The following is a 19,255-nucleotide window of genomic DNA, read 5'->3' as shown; positions in this document are numbered from 1 at the left end:
TCCGGCAGGCCCGACGAACACGCATCCGGCCCAGGGATATGCTTCTGCCGAATCTGATCTTATGCAGCTTCGTAGATCAGGACCGGCCCGTCGAAACGGCCGACCCCCACGCTGAAACGCGCGCACCCGGATCCCCCTTCCCGGGCCGCTCCTTCGACTCGGAGGCCCCCGTGACTCCTGAAACTCCCTCAGCGGCTGGCTCGTCCGTGCCGCCGCCCGGCTGCCCCGCCCACGCCGGCGGCGGGGGCGGTGGCGTCGGCGAGATGCTGATCCGCCTTCCGGACGTGACGGACCCCGCCACCACCTACGAGCGGCTGCGCTCCCAGTACGGGCCTGTCGCCCCCGTCGAGCTCTACCACGGCATACGTGCCTGGCTGGTGCTCGGCTACCGGGAGAACCTGGAGGTCATGCGCACCCCGAACCTGTTCTCCCGCGACTCCCGCAGGTGGACGCCGTTCCTGAACCAAGAGGTGCCCGCCGACTCGCCCCTGATGCCGATGGTCGGCTGGCAGCCGCTGTGCGTGTTCGCGGACGGCGCCGACCACGCCCGGTTGCGTTCCGCCGTCGTCGACGGCCTGGCGGCCTTCAACCGCCACGGCATGCGCCGGCTCGTCACGCAGGCCACCCAGCAGCTCGTCGACGGATTCGCCAACGGCACGGCCGACCTCGTGCGCGACTACGCCGAGCCGCTGCCCATGCTGGTCGTCAGCCGCCTGCTCGGCATCGAGCCGGAGGACGGCCCGGCCTTGGTCGAGCCCACCCTCGACCTGATGCGCGGCAGCGAGACCGCGGCCGCCAGCAACGCGGTCGTGACCCGGGTGCTGGAGGACCTCGTCCAGCGCAAGAAGGTGACCCCTGGCAAGGACCTCGCCTCCTACCTCATCGGCCATGCCTCCGCCCTGAACGACCAGGAGATCGTCGAGCACCTGCGCCTGGTGCTCGTCGCGGCCCACCAGGGCACCGTCAACCTGATCGCCCACACCCTGCGTATGGTCCTCACCGACCGCCGCTTCCGTGGCAGCCTCGCCGGCGGCCAGATGACGCTCCCGGACGCGCTGGAGCAGGTGATGTGGGACAGCCCGTCCATCAGCATCGTGCCCGGCCGCTGGGCCACGGGCGACACCAAGCTGGGGCAGGTCGACATCCGCAAGGGAGACCTCCTGCTGCTCGGTATCGCCGCCGCCAACGTCGACCCCGAGATCCGCCCCGACCTCGACACCCCGGTGCACGGCAACCGCTCCCACCTCGCTCTCAGCAGCGGCCCCCACGAGTGCCCCGGCGGCGACATCGGGCGCGCCATCGCCGACACCGGCATCGACTCGCTGATGACCCTGCTGCCGGACATGGCCCTCACCGTTCCCGGCCCCGCTCTCGGCATCACCGCGGACTGGCTCACCCGCCGCCCCGCCACACTGCCCGTCCGCTTCACCCCGCCGCGACGCGCCGTCGTCCCGCGCCCGGCCCCCACCGCCGCGCAGCCACTGCCGCCTATCGCGGAGCCGACCGGCCGACCGGCCGCGCCGGCGGAACCGGCGCCCGAGCGCTCCTCCGGATCCTGGTGGCGCTCGCTCACCGGCAACCGCTGACCCACGCCGCGCGACGGCCTCCGGTGCCCGGCACGACGCCCGGCCCGGAGGCCGGTCCCCGTCCCCAACTGAGCAGTCTGACTGCTTGTCAGGTGATCCTGCCGCCGCGTTATGCTGCCCACCGTCCCCGGATTACGCGCCTTGCGCGGCCGGAGGCACGGCCGCGGCGATTGCGGCCGGCAGGCGACCATGAGCGTCCCCGAACGACGTACGTGAAGGGGTGCCATCACCCCGGAGGCCACGTGACCACCCCGCACCGCTTACCCGCAGACGCCCTCGCCCCGCCTCCCGGCTGCCCGGCACACGGCCAGGCCCCATCCGGTCTCCAGCGGCTGACCGACACAGCCGACCCGGCCCGGCTCTACGAGGAACTCCGCGAGCGGTACGGCGCGGTCGCCCCGGTACTCCTCTACGGCGACCTGCCCGCCTGGATCGTGCTCGGCTACCGGGAGTGCCTGGACGTCCTGCACACCCCGTCCAAGTTCAGCCGCGACTCCCGCCTGTGGACCGAGTTCCGCGAGAACCGCGTCCCCATGGACTCGCCCCTGATGCCGATGATCGGCTGGCAGCCCCTGTGCGTCTTCGCGGACGGGCCGGAGCACGCCCGGCTGCGCTCCGCAGTGGTCGACGGGCTGAACCAGTTCAGCCGCCGCGGCATGCGGCACTACGTGGCCGCCTACACCCGCGAGATCGTCCAGGGATTCGCCCGGACCGGACGGGCCGACCTCGTCAGGGACTTCGCCGAGCCGCTCCCGATGCTGGTGATCAGCCGCGCCCTGGGTATCGCCCCCGACGCGGGACCGGCCCTCGTCGAGCCCACCCTTGACCTCATGCGCGGCAGCGAAACCGCAGCGGCGAGCAACGCCCTGGTCACCGAGGTCCTCCGCGACCTGGTCACCCGCAAGCGGGCGGAGCCGGGTGACAACGACCTCGCCTCGCGCCTGATCCTGCACGAGGCCCAGCTCTCCGACACCGAGGTCGTCGAGCACCTGCGCCTGGTCCTGGTCGCCGCCCACCAGGGCACCGTCAACCTGATCGCCCACACCCTGCGCATGGTGCTGACCGACGCCCGCTTCCGCGGCTCCCTGTCCGGCGGCCGGATGACGCTCCCCGACGCCCTGGACCAGGTCATGTGGGACAACCCCTCCATCAGCGTGATCCCCGGACGGTGGGCCACCGGCGACACCACCCTCGGCAACCAGCAGATCAAGAAGGGCGACTTCCTGCTCATCGGCCTCGCGGCCGCCAACGTCGACCCCGAGCAACGGCCCGACCTCACCGTGCCGATGCACGGCAACCGCTCGCACCTCGCCCTGAGCGCCGGCCCCCACGAGTGCCCGGGCGGGCACATCGGACGGTCGATCGCCGAGACCGGTATCGACGAACTGCTCGCCCTGCTCCCCGACCTGCAACTCTCCATCGGCGCCGACGAGGTCGGCATCGCAGCCGACTGGCTGACCCGCCGCCCGGCCTCCCTCCCGGTTCACTTCACGCCCCCGCGCCCGAGGGGCGCCTCCATGCCCTCGGCAGCGCCCCCACCGGCGGCCCAGCCCCTCCCGGCCGCAGCCGCACAGCCCCCGCRGGCCGAACTGCCGCGCTCGGCCCGCCCGTCCTGGTTCCGCTCTCTCATCGGGCGCTGACCGGCCGCAGGCTCAGCACGGACCGCGTGACTTGCCACGGGGCTCGTGCTGATCAGCAGGGACCGCGAGGGTAGTACCGGTGGCACGGTGGTGGTGGTGACTCCAGGGACTCCGCGAGTATCGTGCCCATCATCAGCGCGAACGCCAGCCAGGCCGGTACCGCGCACACTCGGACCGACAGCGGCAGCGCGTCCCAGCGTCTCCGCCACGGTCCGGGTGGGCGGCGGGGCACTTCGACCCACCCCGGAGCCGGGGAGCGGCGGGTCCGTTCCCTTCCGGTTCGAGCGGTACTCGCGTGCTCGGCCTCCGCCCGCTGCGCCCGCAGCCGCGCTGTCCCGGCCCTATCGCGTGACGCCGTTCGCTCCCGTTCCCGTTCCTCCGGCACACGCCACCGCTGCGTGGCCCCACCACTGGTCCGGCTCACGCTCGCCTCGTCGTGATCCGCGCCGCGCGCGTGCCGACGCACGGCGGCATGCGTGGTCTCCTCGTCTGCCTGCGGCACTTCCTCGCCGCAGGTCTCGCAGGTCCAAGCCGACACGGCACTCCTTCCGCGGTGAACTGCCGCCCCCCGGGTGCGATCGGGGCCTGTGAGGGGGACGGCCACGAGGTCGGGGCCGGGGAGGAGGCAGACCCGGCGGGGTCGAGGCGGGCGATGGACGGCGCCGTGGAGGCGGGCGCGTGGACGGCCGGTTCGCCTGTGGTGACGCAGCCGGTCAGGGCGAGGCTCAGGACGAGAACGGCCGTGGGGGCAAAGCGGCGGGGGGCATGTGGCTCACGGTGCACTGCGTGCGGCATGTGCTGGCTGTCGACGCACCCTGCTCACCGTCGCGAGTGATCGTCCGGGGCGGCCTCGATCGCTGAGGAGAATCCGCCCGGTGCCTGCAGAGCCGGGCTGACGGCGAGCCGCCTCGGCAGTACGGGGGATGCCTGCCGAGGCGACACGGCCAGGCTATGGCGCGCGAGTGCCCGGAGTCGGGTACACCTCCCCCTATCTCGCCCCTTAATCACGAGAAGAGGGGGCGATATCTCGCCAACTCGGCCGACATTACGTCGAGTTAATGTGACAGTTGAGGTTCCCTAGTAACGGGTGCCAGCCGGTCCCGACCATTTCGCGAGCAGAGGAGTCTCGGGTGTTTGGCCTGTCCAGCACGCAGGGCGATCGTTTCGACCTGAGGCTCATCGAGGCGAGCCCATTCGAGGCCCAGGTGCAGGTGCACATCGCGCCAGTGGCCCGGAAGCGCCTCACCCCCCACATCTCCCTTGCGGTGCGGGCCCACCGGCATATCCGGCTGCATCCCGTGCGGAGCATGTACTGCCGGTGCTCCCCGCTGCGGCACGACGGTCGGCGGGCCGACATCCGTGTGCACCGGGTGAATGCCCATCCTGCGATCCGCGTGAGCGTGTGGGATCAGGGCGAGATGGGCTGGTCGGGCGTCCGGCTGGAGACGCTCGGCGCGATAGGCACGGACAGTCCGGTGACCATCGATTTTGCGCCGCGTGACCGGGAGAGGCTGGACCCGTTCCTGGAGCTGAGGTTTGAAGCCGCGGTGGACCGGGTGAGCGTCGGCGAAGCCCGTTGTCTGTACAGGGTCGGCGCTAAGGAGCTGGTCCCCGTCGCGTGCCGGTGAGACGACCGAAAGAGCCGGACCCCTCGTCGAGGTCCGGCCTTTCGTCGTTCACCAGCACCTCCGACCGCCCGGCTTCGTGGACGACCGTCAGGCGGCGTCGCGGGGATGGACGACGAGGTCGACCCGGGTGGGCATGGCCATAGACGCGGTCGCTTCGCGCGGCGCCTTCCGCTGCGGGTTGGGCGCGAGCTTCCAGCGCGGCAGGAGGGTGGTCAGCGCGATAACCCCTTCCATCCACCCGAACTTGTCGCCGATGCAGCGCCGGTTGCCCGCACCGAACGGCACGGCGTGCTCACGTGGCCGGGCCGCGACCCGCTCGGGCAGCCACCGGTCCGGGTCGAAGCGCTCAGGGTCCGGGTACAGCTCGGGATGCCGGTGCAGCGCATAGAGACTGATGAGAACCTCGGTCTCCGCCGGGATCTCGTGGCCGCCGAGCGTGACGGGCTCGGTCGAGCGCCGCATCAGGGTCACCACCCCGTGCAGCCGCAGCGACTCGTCCAGGACCCGGGTCAGGGTGGGCAAGCGCATCACGTCGTCGAAGTCGACCGGGCGGTCCCCGACGACCTCCTTGATCTCGTCCAGAACGGCCCGCTCGATATCGGGTTCCTCGGACAGGTGGTGCAGTGCCCACGCCAGCACGGAAGCGGGGGTCTCCGTGCCGGCGAACAGAAACGTGGTCAGCTCGTCGCGGATCTCGTCGTCCGTGAAGCCCACGCCTTCGTCGTCCTTCACCGCGAGCAGCAGGCTGAGCATGTCGGACCGGTCCTCGGGACCGGAAGCGCGGGTCTTGACGATCACCTCGTCGATCACCGCCCGCATCCGGGCGGATGCCCTGTTGAAGTCGGACCAGATGGGCCAGGAGTCCATGAACTGCGGCGCCAGCGCGCGGCGCAGGACGTTGCGCATGATGACGGGCAGGTCCTCCTGCACGGATCTGACCGCCTGCTCGCTGATGTCGTGGCTGAAGAGCGTGTCGGCCAGGATCTCGATGGCGAGCCGGGACATGGCCTCGGTGGCGTCGACCTCCATGCCGGGCCGCCAGGAGTCCGAGAGAGCCTGCGCCCGGGCGCTCATGAGGTCGGCGTACCCGGCCAGGCGTTCCTTGTAGAACATGGGCTGTATGAGACGCCGGTTGCGGATGTGCTTGGCGCCCTCCGAGTTGGCTATCCCGTCCCCGACGAGCAGCCGGGCGCGGTCGAACAGACGGCCTTTGCGGAAGGACCGGGCGCGCTGGACCATCACCTGGTTCACCAGCTCCGGGCTGGTGACGTAGACCATGGGCATCGTCCCGGCCCGCAGGACGAGGATGTCCCCCTCGGCGTGCAGGGACCTGAGCACGCCGAGCGGGTCGCGCATGAGCCGCGGGAGGTGGCCGAGGACGGGCACAGCGCCCTTGGCCGGCGGAATGGTTTGCAGGGAGGTCACGGGGATCCTTTCGCGGACGACGGTGCCGCCACGTGGCGGCTGCGACGCCGGCGGGGGCACTGGTCCTGGACCCCCTGCGAGCCGCACACCGATGCGGCGGCGGCTGTTTCGGCGACGGTGGGCCTGTGGGCGAAGCCCGACTGTGGCTTCATCATTGCCCTGCGGCTTGAATATGCCAGCGAGAGGAAACGCAATTTCCTCTCGTCCCGGCAGCCCCATAGGGTGCCGGAATGACGCGTGACCAGGGGAATGGGAGGCGACCGTGAGGACCGTCGCACCAGAGGCAGGCCCCGAAACGGCCGGCCGCCGCGTCCGTGCCCGCAGCACAGGCGGCCGGAAGGCCCGCCACGCCACAGTGCCCGCCGTGACGGAGCTCCGTTACGACCCGGCCACGCGCGCCTGCCCTCCCCCGCGGTCCGCGGCCCCCCGCGCCGAAGGCCTCGCCTCGTGACTGCCGAGGGCCGCGCCGCCGGTGGCGGCAAGGACTCGCTCGTCGCCAAGTTCGTCCGCGACGTGCGACGCGCGCAGAAGCTCACCGCCAACGACCTCGCCGCCCGTATCGGCATCACCCCGCGCACCCTGCGCTACTGGCTTGCCCGAGACACCCCCTGGACCGCGACCGAGGTCGGCCGCATGGCCAACGCCCTGGACCTGAACGGGGACAACCGGGCCAACCTCTTCATGCTCACCGGCCACATGCCGCCCCCGCCGCCGGTCGGCGAGCTGCGCCGCACCCCGGAGATGGCCGTCTACCAGGACCTCATCGAGGGGATGCGCCACCCGTCCGTCGTGCACACCACCTGCTGGGACGTCGTCCTGACCAACCAGGCGTTCCGCGACGTGTTCGGCAGCGTGCGCCGGCACACGATGGCCCACCCGACCCGCAACACGCAGCGCTTCATCTTCTTCCACCCCGACGCCCCCCTGCTGCTGGGCGCCAGCGATCCCGTCGCCTACCGGGAGCAGTGGCTCATGCCCGCCCTCGCGGTCTTCAGCGCCACCATGGAGCAGCAGCCCGGCGAGCCGAAGCTCCTGGACATCCTGGCCGAGATCCGCAGACGGCCTGCCATCCACCGCGCCTACCAGACCGTCCCGGCCTGGATCGCCGCCAACGGTGACATCGTCATCAAGCCCATCCCCCGCCGGTTCTTCGACCCGCGCATCGGCCGCCCGGTGAACGCCCTCATCGTCACCCAGCTCCATCTCGGCTTCATGACGCCCGCGCTCCAGCACTCCACGTTCACGTTCCAGGAGATCGACGCCGAACCCGAGCAGCCGCCCCACACCCAGTTGGCGCTGTTCCCGCACCCGCGCCGACGCCACCCAGCCGCTATCGCGCCATCACGGTGACAGCGAACGGGCCCACGCCACTCGCGTGGGCCCCCGACCCGTGACTGCCCGCGGGCTCTACCTGCTGTCGTCGGCGGCCGCCAGCGCCATCGTCATCGGCGCGTCGATCGGAGCCAGGAAGTTCTTCCGGTGGAAGAACAGCCGCCGGTCGGCGTAGATGACCGGGTCCTCGGTGAAGCTCCCGTACATGTCCTCCTCAGGGGCGGACCCGAAGGTGGAGGCCTTGGTCGTCTCCAGCAGGAGGCGGGCCGATCCGTCCCGCGCCGATACGCGGTAGACCTTGGTGCCCCGCGTGCTCTCCGGGCGGGTCATCACGGTCACGCTCTCCCCGTCCGCGGCCACCGGGACCAGCCCGACGCTGCGGTGATCGGTGTCCGGCGTGAACGACCACAGCTTCCCGCCCGTGCGCGCGTCGAGGGCGTGGATCTCGCCCTGGGTGCCGACCGGGTTGTCCGTGGCGAGGTAGAGAATCCCGTTCGCGCTCACCGCGCTGGCGCACCCGCGGTCGTAGTGCTCCCCGCAGCCCAGAACGTAGCGGTCGCTGTTCCTCGTGCGCAGCGTCCACTGCGCCGACACGCTGCCGTCCGTACCGACGGACCGCAGCGAGTTCGGGTTGTCGGGGAAGTCCCGGAGACCGGTGTCGACCGCCACGATCAAAGGCTCGGCCGAGACGATCCACGCCCCCAGCCCGCGCGTGGTGTACCGCCACGTCGCCTCACCGGTCACCGCGTCCCGGACCCCGAACCTCTGCTCCGTCGGCAGCGACGAGTAGCCCGCCCAGCGCTCGAGGCCGAAGCTGTGCGTGACCAGCCCTCTCCGGCGCTGCGGTGTTCCTCGCCGTCCCCGCCGACCGCGGACTCGTCCCAGATCACCTGGCCCGTGGCGCGGTCGAACCCGTGGGAGCCGCCGCCGTCCCGCTCGCTCGAACGCATCCAGCCGACAGCCGCCGTCTTCTCGCTGATCGCCACGGTCAGCCCCAGCCCCCGCGAGGCGGGCCCCGTGAGGGTGGTCTTCCAGACCATCTTCCCTGCGGCCGCGTCGATGACGGCGAACTCCGAGCAGGGGGACTTCAGCCCGGTCCCGGTGCTGTAGGAGACGGCGATCTGCCCGTCGCGGGTGGCCGTCGGCGACGCATCGCACAGATGACCGGGAAGCGGCACGGTCCACTTCACCGCCCCCGAGGCCGGGTCGTATCCCGTGACACCGTCCAACACCCCGGTGACGTACGTCCCCTTCACGTACCACGCCCCGTCAGCACTGACCTCCCGCTGCTTCGGGTCGGCCTCCGGCTTCTCGACCTCCCAGACAGGCCGGGCACGGACCGGGCCCGCCGGCACACTGGGAGAGGGCGAGGCCGTCGCCGGCCGGTTGGACGAACGGTCCTGCTGCCCCTGGTCCCGGACGAGCCATACGAGACCGCCGCCCGCGAGCAGTGCCCCGGCGACGGCGGCGGCCACCACGACCGGCATCCGCCGTCGCCGAGGAGGTCCAGGCGGAACGGGCGGTCGAGCAGGCCCGAGGGGAGGCGACGACGTGGGCGGATTGGACTGCGACATGGAGAACTCCAGAGTGTGCGGGAGCAACTCGCGCATCCTGCCGTCAATCCGGAGGGCTCTCACGCTGGCGGAAAAGGGATTTCCCCTGCCACTCACCCCCTCGAAGTGGTGGCCACATGCCGACCGCGATGGTCGCGCCCAAGTCCGCGAAGAGCGTTTGTCCCGGCGGAGGTGTTCGGTAAGTCACGAGGTGTGAGCGGATTGCAGGCATGCGTGGAGGCGGGTGAGGATCCGCCCGTGGAGTGCGATGCATGTGAGCATGCAATGCGGCGCTCACCCTCGCTTGGTGGACGAGCCGCTAGTGTGCGGCCTCCTGCCCTACGGCTGCCGCATCGCAGAGTGGGTCACCCGAACCCGCACGCTGGCGGCCGTGCCGTCTACCACGTGGCCGCACACCGAAAGGCCCCCCCTGAGCCCGGGAGTCGTCCCTCTCCCCCGGGCTCCCGGTGGCCCTGTGGCTCCTGTGGTCTGGTCCCGGCGACTGTCCGAGGCGTCTGGCACGATGCGCCCCATGCGTGCTGATGACCAAGTCGGCGAAGACGTTCCCCCGGAGCTCGCGACTGTTCTGCGCAGGGGTGACGACAGCCGTCCCGTGCTGATCGCCGCCTGCGTGTGCGCCGAGTGCGGCGGCCGGGTGTTCTCGGTGCTGGTCAACGCGTCCGGAGCAGAGCGTGAATGCGCCGGCTGTGGGGGCCGGGCGTTCCTCGCCGACAGCGAGGAGTACTGGAGCGAGGAGTGCTGGGAGGACGACGAGCCGGGTGCGGCCTGCTGCCCCTGTGGGAGCGAGGAGTTCGAGGCCGCGGTCGCGTTCTCGCTCGGCGCCGACGGAGAGGTCCGCTGGGTGGCGGTCGGCCTGCGGTGCACCCGGGACGGCTTCTGCGGGATCTACGCCGACTGGAAGATCGACTACGGCCCCACAGGTCACCTCCTGACCTCGGTCTAGCGGCGAGGTCCTCAGCGAAGGCCTCCGCGCCGCCCACGAGTTCGACGTAACGGGCCAGTGCGGCCTGCCGCTGACCGCTGCGCGTCAGCTTGTCGAAGGCGATATCCATCGCAGCTCCCCCGTCGTTCCACGGCATCTTGATCTGCGGTTTGGCCGACGGATCGGGACGGGGGTCCGGGACCTGTACCGTCTCCGGCTCCTCCACCACGGCCGGTGCAGGGCCACTCCCCTCCCCCGCTGCCGACTCCCTCATTACGCCGTAATGAACCCCCTCGAGGAGCTGCTGCAGCGCGCGGGCCTCGTAGAGCGGGTCGAGGTCGCGCCGGTGAACGTTGGCGACAAGCGCCGACTCCAGCACCTCGTCGGAGTTGGTGCCGAGGTCCTCGTTGAGGGTGACCTTGATGTCTGCGAGCCCGGCCTCGCGGGCCGCCGCCAAGCGTTGGAGGCGTCGGCTGTATCGCTTCGGCCGGTGCACGCTCGGCGGGCCCACAGAGGTGTCTGACGGCAGAATTGACGGCAACGTCAGTGGACGGCGGCTCTGTACAGCGGGCGGTCCTCGCCGTCGTCGATCAACTGGCCGTTGGCAGGGTCGTCAAGGACGGCGACGGGTCAGCACCATACGTAGCCGGTCCGCTCTGCTTCTTCGCGGGCCGGGTCTCCTGCGCCGCCCACCGGCCCAGTTGGTGACGGCCGCGCTCGCCGGGCAGGTGGCCGTGATTCTTCACATACTGACTCCACCGTCAACCAGCGAACACCTGTGCACCGCTCCCCCACCCGGCAGCCAAGGACGCCGCCCCCTGCACCACGTCACCGACTCTCCGCCCCCGGCAGCGCCGGGGGCGTCTTGCTGCCTGGAGGACCGACGTGCCGACCTGCGAGACGTTGCCTCGTTTCACCAACGACCTGGATCGCCTCACGCCGGAACAGCGCCGCCGCTTCCGCCAGACCGTGACGGCCTTCGTCGAGGACCTGCGTGCCGGAGGACGATTCCGCGCCGGCCTCCCCGAAGCACGCGGGTTCGCGGAATCTGGGGAGTGCCCACGCTTGAACCCGAGTGTCGGAGGTGCCAGGGGCGGGCTTTGCGAGCGGGTTCGCAGGGTTGATGGGTGGCACCGTGGACGTCGGGTGCTGGTCGCACGCTATGGAGCGCTTGTGACCGCGCTACCATCGCGCAGCCCAGTCGTTGCTCATGGTGTGAACAATTCAACCCGGGCGTCCGCAGGTACCCTTCTGCGTCTCCATGGCGTCCGTAAGGCTTATGGCCGGCGCCCGGTACTGCGCGGGGTGAGCCTGGACGTGCCGCGGGGCTGTCTGCTGGGCATCGTCGGCGCGAACGGCGCCGGCAAGAGCACACTGCTGCGCATTTTGGCGGGTCAGGCCGCGGGCGACAGCGGGACGGTCCAGTGCCGAGGGCGCATCGGATACTGCCCGCAGAATACTGTGCTGCACCCGGCATTCACGGTCGCTGAGCACGTGCGGTCCTTCCAGGCCGCCTACCGGCTCGAAAGCTGTGCGCGCGTGTGGGAGCTGCTGGAAGAGCTGGGCTTCGACGAGAGCCCTCGCAGCCGCATGCACACGCTCAGCGGCGGGACGCGGCAGAAGCTGAACCTGGCCCTGGGGCTCATGCACGACCCTGAGGTGCTGCTCTTGGATGAGCCGTATCAGGGTTTCGACTGGGAGACCTACCTGCGGTTCTGGGACATCGCTCAGAGGCTGCGGGAGCGGGGCCGGGCGGTCGTGGTCGTCTCCCACCTCGCCTACGACCGCGAGCGTCTGGACGTGCTGCACCGGCTCCAGGACGGCGTTCTGGCCGTCGACCACAGCAGCGCCGCGGGAAGGGTCGCATGAGCCGACGGCAGTCTCCGGTCACCGCGGTGCGCGACGACGCCTCCAGTTCAATGTCCGCGCTGCTGTGCCCTGCCCGCTCCGTGGGCTCCGGCGGAGCCCTGCTCGCCTGCGCTCTGCGCCGGGCAAACCGGGCCGGTCAGGAACTGCTTCTCAGCACGGTCGGCGCTGCGGATCCGGACGCCGATACGGCAGCCCGCGTCCAGGGGCTGCTGGAGGAGTGCGGCGCCCGRCAWGCGGTGGAGGACCTCATCCAAGAGCGCCACCACCAGGCCCTGGAACGCCTGCATCACGCCCACCTGCCTGCCGCGGCGGCATTCGCGCTGCTCGCGACCTGAACCAGGCCGTGCACAACCGAACCGCATGACGGGCGCCGCTCTCGCAGTGACCGTGTCCCGTCACCCGTGCGCACCCCTGGGGCCAGAGCCGGCCTCCCACCGCATTCGTGGAGTGAAAGTGTCAACAACCCAGCACAACCCTGGCCACCTGCACCGGTCGCAGGACGGCGTTCCGACCGCCGACCGACGCGGCGTCACCGGGCATGCCGCATGAGGTGGTGGGGGCGGTGTCTGGGGACAGCGGTGCGCCACGCTGCGCTGGAGCAGGCCCGCAACCAACTCGCGCTAGTCCTGGTGCTCTTCTTCGTTCCGCTGTGGCTGACGCTCGCCTACCAGGTCCTGCCCAGCGACCCGGTCCGGTTCTTCCTGCGCGCGGCCGATCAGCCTGTGGCCCTGGGTGCCAACACGGTCAGCCAGCTGTCGGGTGGGCTGCACTCCCTGGCGCTGATCGTCGGGTTCATGATGTTCCTCGCTGCCAGCCGCTCCGCGGAATTCGACCACCGCATGGTGCTCGCCGGCTACCCGCGCATCTGCCTGCTGCTGGCTCGCAGCACCGTACTGCTCCTCACCGCGGCACTGACCGCCTCGTATGCCACGGCATGGGTGTGCTTCTTCTACCGGCCTGAGCGCCTGGACGTCCTGGCGGCGGCGTTCATGGTGGGAGCCCTGACGTACGGGGGCGTCGGGATCCTCCTGGCGGCGCTGCTGCGCAGTGAGCTGGCGGGGATGTTTTCCGTCATCATGCTGAGCTTCATCGATCTGACGCTGCAGAACCCCGTCGCCAACCCTTCTGCGGACAGTCCGCTGCTGAAGTGGCTGCCCGCCTACGGGGCAATGCAGTCCGCCGTGTCCGCGGTCGACCTCCCCCACACCCCCTGGCGGCACCTGTTGCTCGGCCTGTGCTGGTCGGCAGGACTGACCGCCGCCGGCCTGGCTGCTTTCACCGCCCGCACCAGCCGCCGCACCATCACACACAGACTCCTGGGCGGGCGCGCCAACGGGCCCCGCGCCCGCCGGATCGCCCTGCGTCTACTGCACCCGGTCCGCACGCACATCTACCGCCAAGCCGGTATCCACGACACCACGGTCATCACCGGCTACGAAATCTGCCGCCGCCTGATGCACCGGTCGGGTCCGGTGGAAGCAGCTCTCACCAAGCTCCTGCCCGGCCGGCTGCGACCGTTGTTCTGGGCCATGTACGGATACGGCCGGCACCTCGACGACCTCTCCGACACCCAGCACCTCGACCGGCAGGAACGAGTCGAACGCGTCAGCCGGTTCAGCGAACTCCTGGAGGCCGATCTGCGGGCAGGCCACAGCGAAGACGCCCTTCGCGCGGCCTTCGTGCACGCCGTATGGACCTGGGACCTGCCCAGCGACGGAGTAACCGCACTCAACGCCGTATACCGCCAGGACGCCAAGGGCCAGAGTGCCATCACCTCCTGGGACGACTGGTACACCTACTGGCACGCCCTGACCTTCCCCTTCGGCGTGAAGCGCCTGATGGCCCTGCTCACCACCCCCGGCTTGGACTTCACGCCCGAAGACGCTCAGGCACTGCGCGTGTGGACCGACGCGCTCAACCTCATCGACGTGCTGCGCGACCTACGGGAAGACGCCGCGGAGGGCTTCGTCAAGCTGCCCGCCGCCGTGCTCGACGAGCACGACGTCAGCCCTGGAGCCCTCGCCCACGGCCAGGCGGACGGCCGGTATGCCGACATGGTCCATGCCATGACCGCCAAGGCCCGCCAGTGGCTGGCCCAGGCCGCGACCGTCGGCGCCCAGCACCCACCCATGGCCGCAGCACTGCAAACCGTCATCGACCTGCACCTGCTCGAACTGGACCGCATCGACCGCAAACCCCACGCACTGCTGCAGCGCCGCTCCCGGGCCAACCCGGTCCGCTTCCACCTCACGCTGGCGCGCGGCCGACTCCGCACGGCCAGGGCCTGGCACCGCCGCACCCGGACCGCTACCACCACTCCTTCCACCATCCACCTGCCGCACCCCGCAGAAGGCAACCACGACGCAGCGCGCACGACCCCTCCGCTCCCACCGGTGCCCCACCCCAGCGGTGTCCAGCCGCCCCAACTGCCCGCCCACCTGATCCCCCGACACGTGGCGATCATCATGGACGGCAACGGACGATGGGCCACCCACCGGGGCCAGCCGCGCACCGCCGGCCACAAAGCCGGCCAGCTCGCGGTGCGGGACGTCATCTACGGCGCCCTCGAAATCGGCCTGCCCCACCTCAGCCTGTACTCCCTGTCCTCGGAGAACTGGGCACGTCCCGCCGCCGAGATCCAGGCCATCCTGCGCCTGGTCCAGGACGGCCTCGTCATGGAAACCGAGGAAGTCTGGCGACGCGACGTCCAGCTGCGCTGGTCCGGCCTCCCCGAAGGCCTGCCACCTGACCTGGTGCGCGCACTGCGCCAGACCGAGCACCTCACACGCCACCGCACCGGCCTGACCGTGAACATGTGCATCAACTACGGCGGCCACAGCGAAATCACCCAAGCCGCATGCGAACTCGCCCGTCAAGCGGCCGCGGGGACCCTCCAGCCCGAGGACATCACCCCCCGCCACCTCGCCGCCCACCTCCACCACCCCGACCTGCCGGACGTGGATCTGCTCATCCGCACCGGCGGCGAACAGCGCACCTCGAACTTCCTGCCCTGGCAGTCGACCTACGCCGAACTCGTCTTCCTCGACACCCTGTGGCCGGACACCGACCGCACCCACCTGTGGCAGGCCATCGACACCTACACCCGCCGCGACCGTCGGTTCGGTGCCACCCCCTCCCCACCCACCAACCGCGATGAACAAGCATTCACCGGGTGATCATGCGTGACCCGTACTGGTCACCCTGTCCTTCGAGGACCTCGGCCCCGTCCCGTTCACGGTCGAGGTCCACGGTGACGCCGGAAGCACCTGCGCCACGGCCAACGCCCCACTCACGGAATCCCGCTCCAACCCAGTCGAGCGTCATCGAGCGCACGACAGTTCCAACCAACCAGCACCGCTGAGCAGACCACGTCACCGACGCCCTTCAGCACGAGCAGCCACCCTCGCCCCCGGCCACCGGCCGGGGGCTTGGTGCTTCCCCCTGGGCGCACCCACGTCGGCCGGACCTACACCAGCACCCCGGCCGGCTTCCTCGTCGAAGCGCTGACCGGCGGCACCCGGCACACCGTCGTCACCATCACGCGCGCCCGGTAGGGAGCAAGGGGACGGAGCCCCTTGCCGTGTCGAAAGCAGTCCGGGGCGCCGCCACGGTCCGGCGGAGCCCGCCAGGGTCTGCCGCGCCGCCGGGTCGAACGGGCTTTCCGGTGGCCGTGTCCCGGCCGTGAGAGAGCGGCGCTGCCCGACGCCGAGCGCTGTGTCTGCGCGGGAGAGGATCAGCCCATCTGGAACGACCGTTTGGTCATGTTTCAGCGCTGCAGAGTCAGCAGACCCGGGCGATAGGGCAGCAGGCCGTAGTCGCCACCGGAGTCGGGGCTGCGTCCCTGGTAGAGAAACTGCAGACGGCAGGGGTCGACGGTCATCGTCTGATCGGCGCCGGTGCGGAGCAGTTCACCGTGACTGATGTCGTCGGTCCAGGTGGCGCCGCTGTTGGCCTTGCCGGCGAAGGGACTGCCCTCGGTCGTGGCGTGGGGTGTCCAGGAGCCCGTCAGACTGGTGGCCGTGAACGAGCGGAAATAACGGCCCTGCGCGCCGATGGCTTCGACGATCATGAGGTAGCGGTTCTGGCCCTGCAACTTGTAGACCTGCGGGGCTTCGAACAGGTTGTTCGTCGAATCGCTCATGATCACGGTCGAGGTCGAGCCGAAGCTGCCCGGGAAGTTCCCGATCGGCATGCCGGCACGGTAGATCCTGCCGTTGTCGCCGGCGAAGAACAGGTACATGTTCGTCCCGTCACCGATGAGTGCCTGGTCGATGGGCCCCGTACCGGAGTCCGGGATGGTTCCGGAGAAGAGCACCTGCTCGGACGACCAGCCATGGGGGTTGGCGGGGTCGCTCGACGTGCGGTAGGAGAACGCGGTTCCGCCCCACTGGTAGGCGAGCACCCAGATGTTCTTCGGCGCGAAGTGGAACAGGGTGGGTGCGACGGTCGGCACGGACATCGCGTTCTGGCCGGCCGAGGCCATCTGCGACCAGTTGGTGAACGGGCCGAAGTTCATCGACCCCCACCGCGTCCCCGTGTCGTGCGTGGTCGCGTAGACGAGTTGGCCGCCGTTGTAGGGGGCGACGGTGAAGTCTTTGAGCGAGGCCCAGCCCTGTCTGGGTTGCGCCAGTGCGCCTGTCGAGGTCCAGCGGAGGGCCGACGGAAGATCACACGTGCCCGGGGTGTCTGCGCCGACCTTGACGAGCCGCCACTGCTGGTTGGCGCCGCCCCAGTCGTCGTACTGGACGATGTTCGCGTTGTCCGCGGTGGCGGCGCCCTGTACTTCGAGGGCCCTGTTGCTGTGGCGCGAGACGAGCCGGATGTAACCGTCGGAGCTGTCGGCCAGCCGCCACTGCTGGTTGGCGGCGTTCAGGTCTGCCCACTGGACGATGGAGCCGCCGTTCGCGGTGGACCAGTTGTAGACGTCCAGAACCTTGCCCGAGTGACGGGATTTGAGGCGGAAGTAGCCGTCGCCGGAATCGACGAACTGCCATTGCTGCTGGCTCTGGTCGTTCCTGGTCCACTGGGTGATGCGGGCGCCGTCTCCGGTCGCCATGTTGTAGACGTCGAGGGCTTTGCCGCTGTTGCGGTTGACCAGCACATATGAGGCGTTGGGGTCCACAGCCGCGGCCTCGGCGGGCTGGGCGCCCAGGAAGGTGGCCACCAGCAACAGGGGCGCGAGGACGCCGAGTAATCGTCGCGGACGGACCGGGGACGGGGGGTGGAACCACATCAGGGCCTCCTTGGGGGCGGGAGCGAGATGCCGCCGAACCGCAGGCGGTTTTCGCACTTGGGCTCGTTGTCGAATGTTTCGAAAACCTTTCGGTTCCGTGACGCCACAAGGTAGGAACGCTTTGCCTTCAGGTCAAGGGATGTCGTCCCTCCGGATGCGAGGTGACGTCTCGCCCCTGGGCGTGACCATCCCTGATTCCATGTAAGACCCCAGGTGGAGCGTCGCGCGACCTGCAGTTCCGGCAATCCGCTGACCTGCAACCTGCCCCGCAAGTTTCGAAAAACATTCGGAAACTGACCAACTCCCAAGGGTTGACGAGTCACCGTCAATCCCTCAATCATCCTGTCTGGACAGCCGATCGTAAGACGAAATTTCGAACGGCTCGGAGCGGACTCCCTAGCGGGCCGCGACGAAGTACCCGCCCGCGTGTCCCGGGGCGTGAGACCGCCGCCGGGGGCACCTCACCCGGCGGCCCGCCTGGCCCGCCCGGGCCCGCCGAGATCCCGCCGGGCCCCAGGACCGCGGTGCCCGTTGATCCCGTCATCATCACCCTGGAGGCACAGTCATGGGCTCATACGCCCGTCCCAGTCCCGTCGGCCGACGCGGGGCCCGAGCTCTGCTCCTCACGCTGCTCGCCGGCGTGCTCGGTGTGATCGCGTCGCTGTCCGCGCCGCCGCCCGCTCTGGCCGCCGAAAGCACGCTCGGCGCGGCGGCGGCGCAGAGCGGCCGCTACTTCGGCGTCGCCGTCGCCGCGAACCGGCTGAGTGACGCGACCTACGCGTCGATCGCCGCACGTGAATTCAACTCGGTGACGGCCGAGAACGAGATGAAGATCGACGCCACCCAGCCGCAGCGGGGCCAGTTCAACTTCCAAGCCGCCGACCGCGTCTACAACTGGGCGGTGCAGAACGGCAAGGAAGTGCGCGGGCACACCCTGGCCTGGCATTCACAGCAGCCCGGATGGATGCAGAGCCTCAGCGGCAGTGCGCTGCGCCAGGCGATGATCGACCACATCAACGGTGTGATGAGCCACTACAAGGGCAAGATCGCGCAGTGGGACGTCGTCAACGAGGCTTTCGCCGACGGGAGTTCGGGCGCCCGACGCGACTCCAACCTGCAGCGCACCGGCAACGACTGGATCGAGGCGGCCTTCCGCGCCGCGCGCGCGGCCGACCCCTCCGCCAAGCTCTGCTACAACGACTACAACGTCGAGGACTGGACCTGGGCCAAGACCCAGGCCATGTACGCCATGGTGCGGGACTTCAAGCAGCGCGGCGTGCCGATCGACTGCGTCGGCTTCCAGTCGCACTTCAACAGCGGCAGCCCCTACAACAGCAACTTCCGCACCACCCTGCAGAACTTCGCTGCCCTCGGTGTCGACGTGGCCGTCACCGAACTCGACATCCAGGGGGCCCCGTCCTCGACCTACGCCAGCGTCGTCAACGACTGCCTGGCCGTCTCCCACTGCCTCGGCGTCACCGTCTGGGGCGTGCGTGACAGCGACTCGTGGCGGTCCGAGCACACGCCGCTGCTGTTCTACAACGACGGCAGCAAGAAGCCCGCATACGCCGCCGTCCTCAACGCACTCAACGGCGGCTCCACCACTCCGCCCACCGACGGCGAGACGATCAGGGGTGTCGGTTCGGGCCGGTGCCTGGACGTGCCCGGCAGTACCGCCGACGGTACCCAGGTCCAGCTGTGGGACTGCCACAGCGGCGCCAACCAGCAGTGGACGTACACCGAAGCCGGTGAGCTCAGGGGCTACGGCGACAAGTGCCTGGACGCCGCCGGCACCGGCAACGGCACCAAGGTCCAGATCTACAGCTGCTGGGGCGGCGACAACCAGAAGTGGCGACTCAACTCCGACGGATCCATCGTGGGCGTCCAGTCCGGTCTCTGCCTCGACGCGGTCGGGGGCGCCACCGCCAACGGCACCCAGATCCAGCTCTACTCCTGCTCGAACGGCACCAACCAGCGCTGGTCCCGCGCCTGACGCGACCCAGGGTGTGCCGGTCGCGACGACCGCCGCGACCGGCACCCCCTGGG

At 70.1% G+C, this 19,255-nt stretch carries 14 protein-coding genes; 10 read left to right on the top strand and 4 right to left on the bottom strand.

From position 1 onward, the window contains the following. The first annotated feature begins 263 nt into the window (after positions 1 to 263). From EAO77_RS20795 to EAO77_RS20785, 3 genes are all read left to right on the top strand, one after another. On the top strand, positions 264 to 1,586 hold the full coding sequence (locus EAO77_RS20795; RefSeq protein ID WP_261994062.1) for a cytochrome P450: 1,323 nt from the start codon (positions 264 to 266) through the stop codon (positions 1,584 to 1,586). Positions 1,587 to 1,828: 242 nt separating this feature from the next. Continuing rightward, entirely contained in the window at positions 1,829 to 3,226 is a 1,398-nt protein-coding gene (locus tag EAO77_RS20790; RefSeq protein WP_147989803.1) for a cytochrome P450, read from the top strand. Between the two features lie 1,130 nt (positions 3,227 to 4,356). After that, the gene (locus EAO77_RS20785; protein WP_147989802.1) at positions 4,357 to 4,854 is read left to right on the top strand and encodes a hypothetical protein; all 498 of its coding nucleotides are present in this window, start codon (positions 4,357 to 4,359) and stop codon (positions 4,852 to 4,854) included. Positions 4,855 to 4,941: 87 nt separating this feature from the next. Here the strand turns inward: EAO77_RS20785 and EAO77_RS20780 are convergent, their stop codons facing one another. Next, positions 4,942 to 6,279, bottom strand: coding sequence for a cytochrome P450 (locus EAO77_RS20780; protein WP_315986104.1), 1,338 nt, complete (start codon positions 6,277 to 6,279; stop codon positions 4,942 to 4,944). A 447-nt stretch (positions 6,280 to 6,726) separates the two neighbouring features. Here EAO77_RS20780 and EAO77_RS20775 point away from each other — a divergent pair, with 447 nt between their 5' ends. Then, a complete protein-coding gene (locus EAO77_RS20775; RefSeq protein ID WP_187283335.1) occupies positions 6,727 to 7,629 on the top strand; it encodes a helix-turn-helix domain-containing protein in 903 nt (300 codons plus the stop codon). Positions 7,630 to 7,686: 57 nt separating this feature from the next. Here the strand turns inward: EAO77_RS20775 and EAO77_RS20770 are convergent, their stop codons facing one another. Then, on the bottom strand, positions 7,687 to 8,280 hold the full coding sequence (locus EAO77_RS20770; RefSeq protein WP_147989799.1) for a PQQ-binding-like beta-propeller repeat protein: 594 nt from the start codon (positions 8,278 to 8,280) through the stop codon (positions 7,687 to 7,689). 71 nt (positions 8,281 to 8,351) lie between these two features. Next, positions 8,352 to 9,089: a PQQ-binding-like beta-propeller repeat protein gene (locus EAO77_RS20765; protein ID WP_187283334.1), complete on the bottom strand. Its 738-nt coding sequence runs from the start codon at positions 9,087 to 9,089 to the stop codon at positions 8,352 to 8,354. 607 nt (positions 9,090 to 9,696) lie between these two features. Here EAO77_RS20765 and EAO77_RS20760 point away from each other — a divergent pair. From EAO77_RS20760 to EAO77_RS40195, 5 genes are all read left to right on the top strand, one after another. Continuing rightward, on the top strand, positions 9,697 to 10,128 hold the full coding sequence (locus EAO77_RS20760) for a hypothetical protein (RefSeq protein ID WP_147989797.1): 432 nt from the start codon (positions 9,697 to 9,699) through the stop codon (positions 10,126 to 10,128). Positions 10,129 to 11,412: 1,284 nt separating this feature from the next. Continuing rightward, positions 11,413 to 11,976, top strand: coding sequence for an ATP-binding cassette domain-containing protein (locus EAO77_RS20750; protein WP_410088620.1), 564 nt, complete (start codon positions 11,413 to 11,415; stop codon positions 11,974 to 11,976). Then, positions 11,973 to 12,311 (top strand): hypothetical protein, encoded by a 339-nt coding sequence (locus EAO77_RS20745; RefSeq protein WP_147989795.1) that lies wholly within the window; start codon positions 11,973 to 11,975, stop codon positions 12,309 to 12,311. Before EAO77_RS20750 ends, EAO77_RS20745 begins: the two co-directional genes overlap by 4 nt. Before the next feature lie 243 nt (positions 12,312 to 12,554). Continuing rightward, a complete protein-coding gene (uppS, locus tag EAO77_RS20740) occupies positions 12,555 to 15,152 on the top strand; it encodes a polyprenyl diphosphate synthase (protein WP_261994061.1) in 2,598 nt (865 codons plus the stop codon). A 252-nt stretch (positions 15,153 to 15,404) separates the two neighbouring features. Next, on the top strand, positions 15,405 to 15,530 hold the full coding sequence (locus EAO77_RS40195; protein WP_261994060.1) for a hypothetical protein: 126 nt from the start codon (positions 15,405 to 15,407) through the stop codon (positions 15,528 to 15,530). 212 nt (positions 15,531 to 15,742) lie between these two features. On the opposite strand, the gene EAO77_RS20735 is transcribed toward EAO77_RS40195, so the two are convergent. Further along, positions 15,743 to 17,209: a non-reducing end alpha-L-arabinofuranosidase family hydrolase gene (locus EAO77_RS20735; protein ID WP_147989793.1), complete on the bottom strand. Its 1,467-nt coding sequence runs from the start codon at positions 17,207 to 17,209 to the stop codon at positions 15,743 to 15,745. A 565-nt stretch (positions 17,210 to 17,774) separates the two neighbouring features. Here EAO77_RS20735 and EAO77_RS20730 point away from each other — a divergent pair. After that, positions 17,775 to 19,202, top strand: a complete 1,428-nt coding sequence (locus tag EAO77_RS20730) for an endo-1,4-beta-xylanase (protein ID WP_147989792.1) — start codon at positions 17,775 to 17,777, stop codon at positions 19,200 to 19,202. The last annotated feature ends 53 nt before the right edge of the window (positions 19,203 to 19,255 follow it).

The organism is Streptomyces sp. T39, from assembly GCF_008042045.1.
GTDB lineage: Bacteria > Actinomycetota > Actinomycetes > Streptomycetales > Streptomycetaceae > Streptomyces.
The sequence above is the reverse complement of the archived record's forward strand: the minus strand, read 5'-3'. Positions and strand labels throughout refer to the sequence as shown.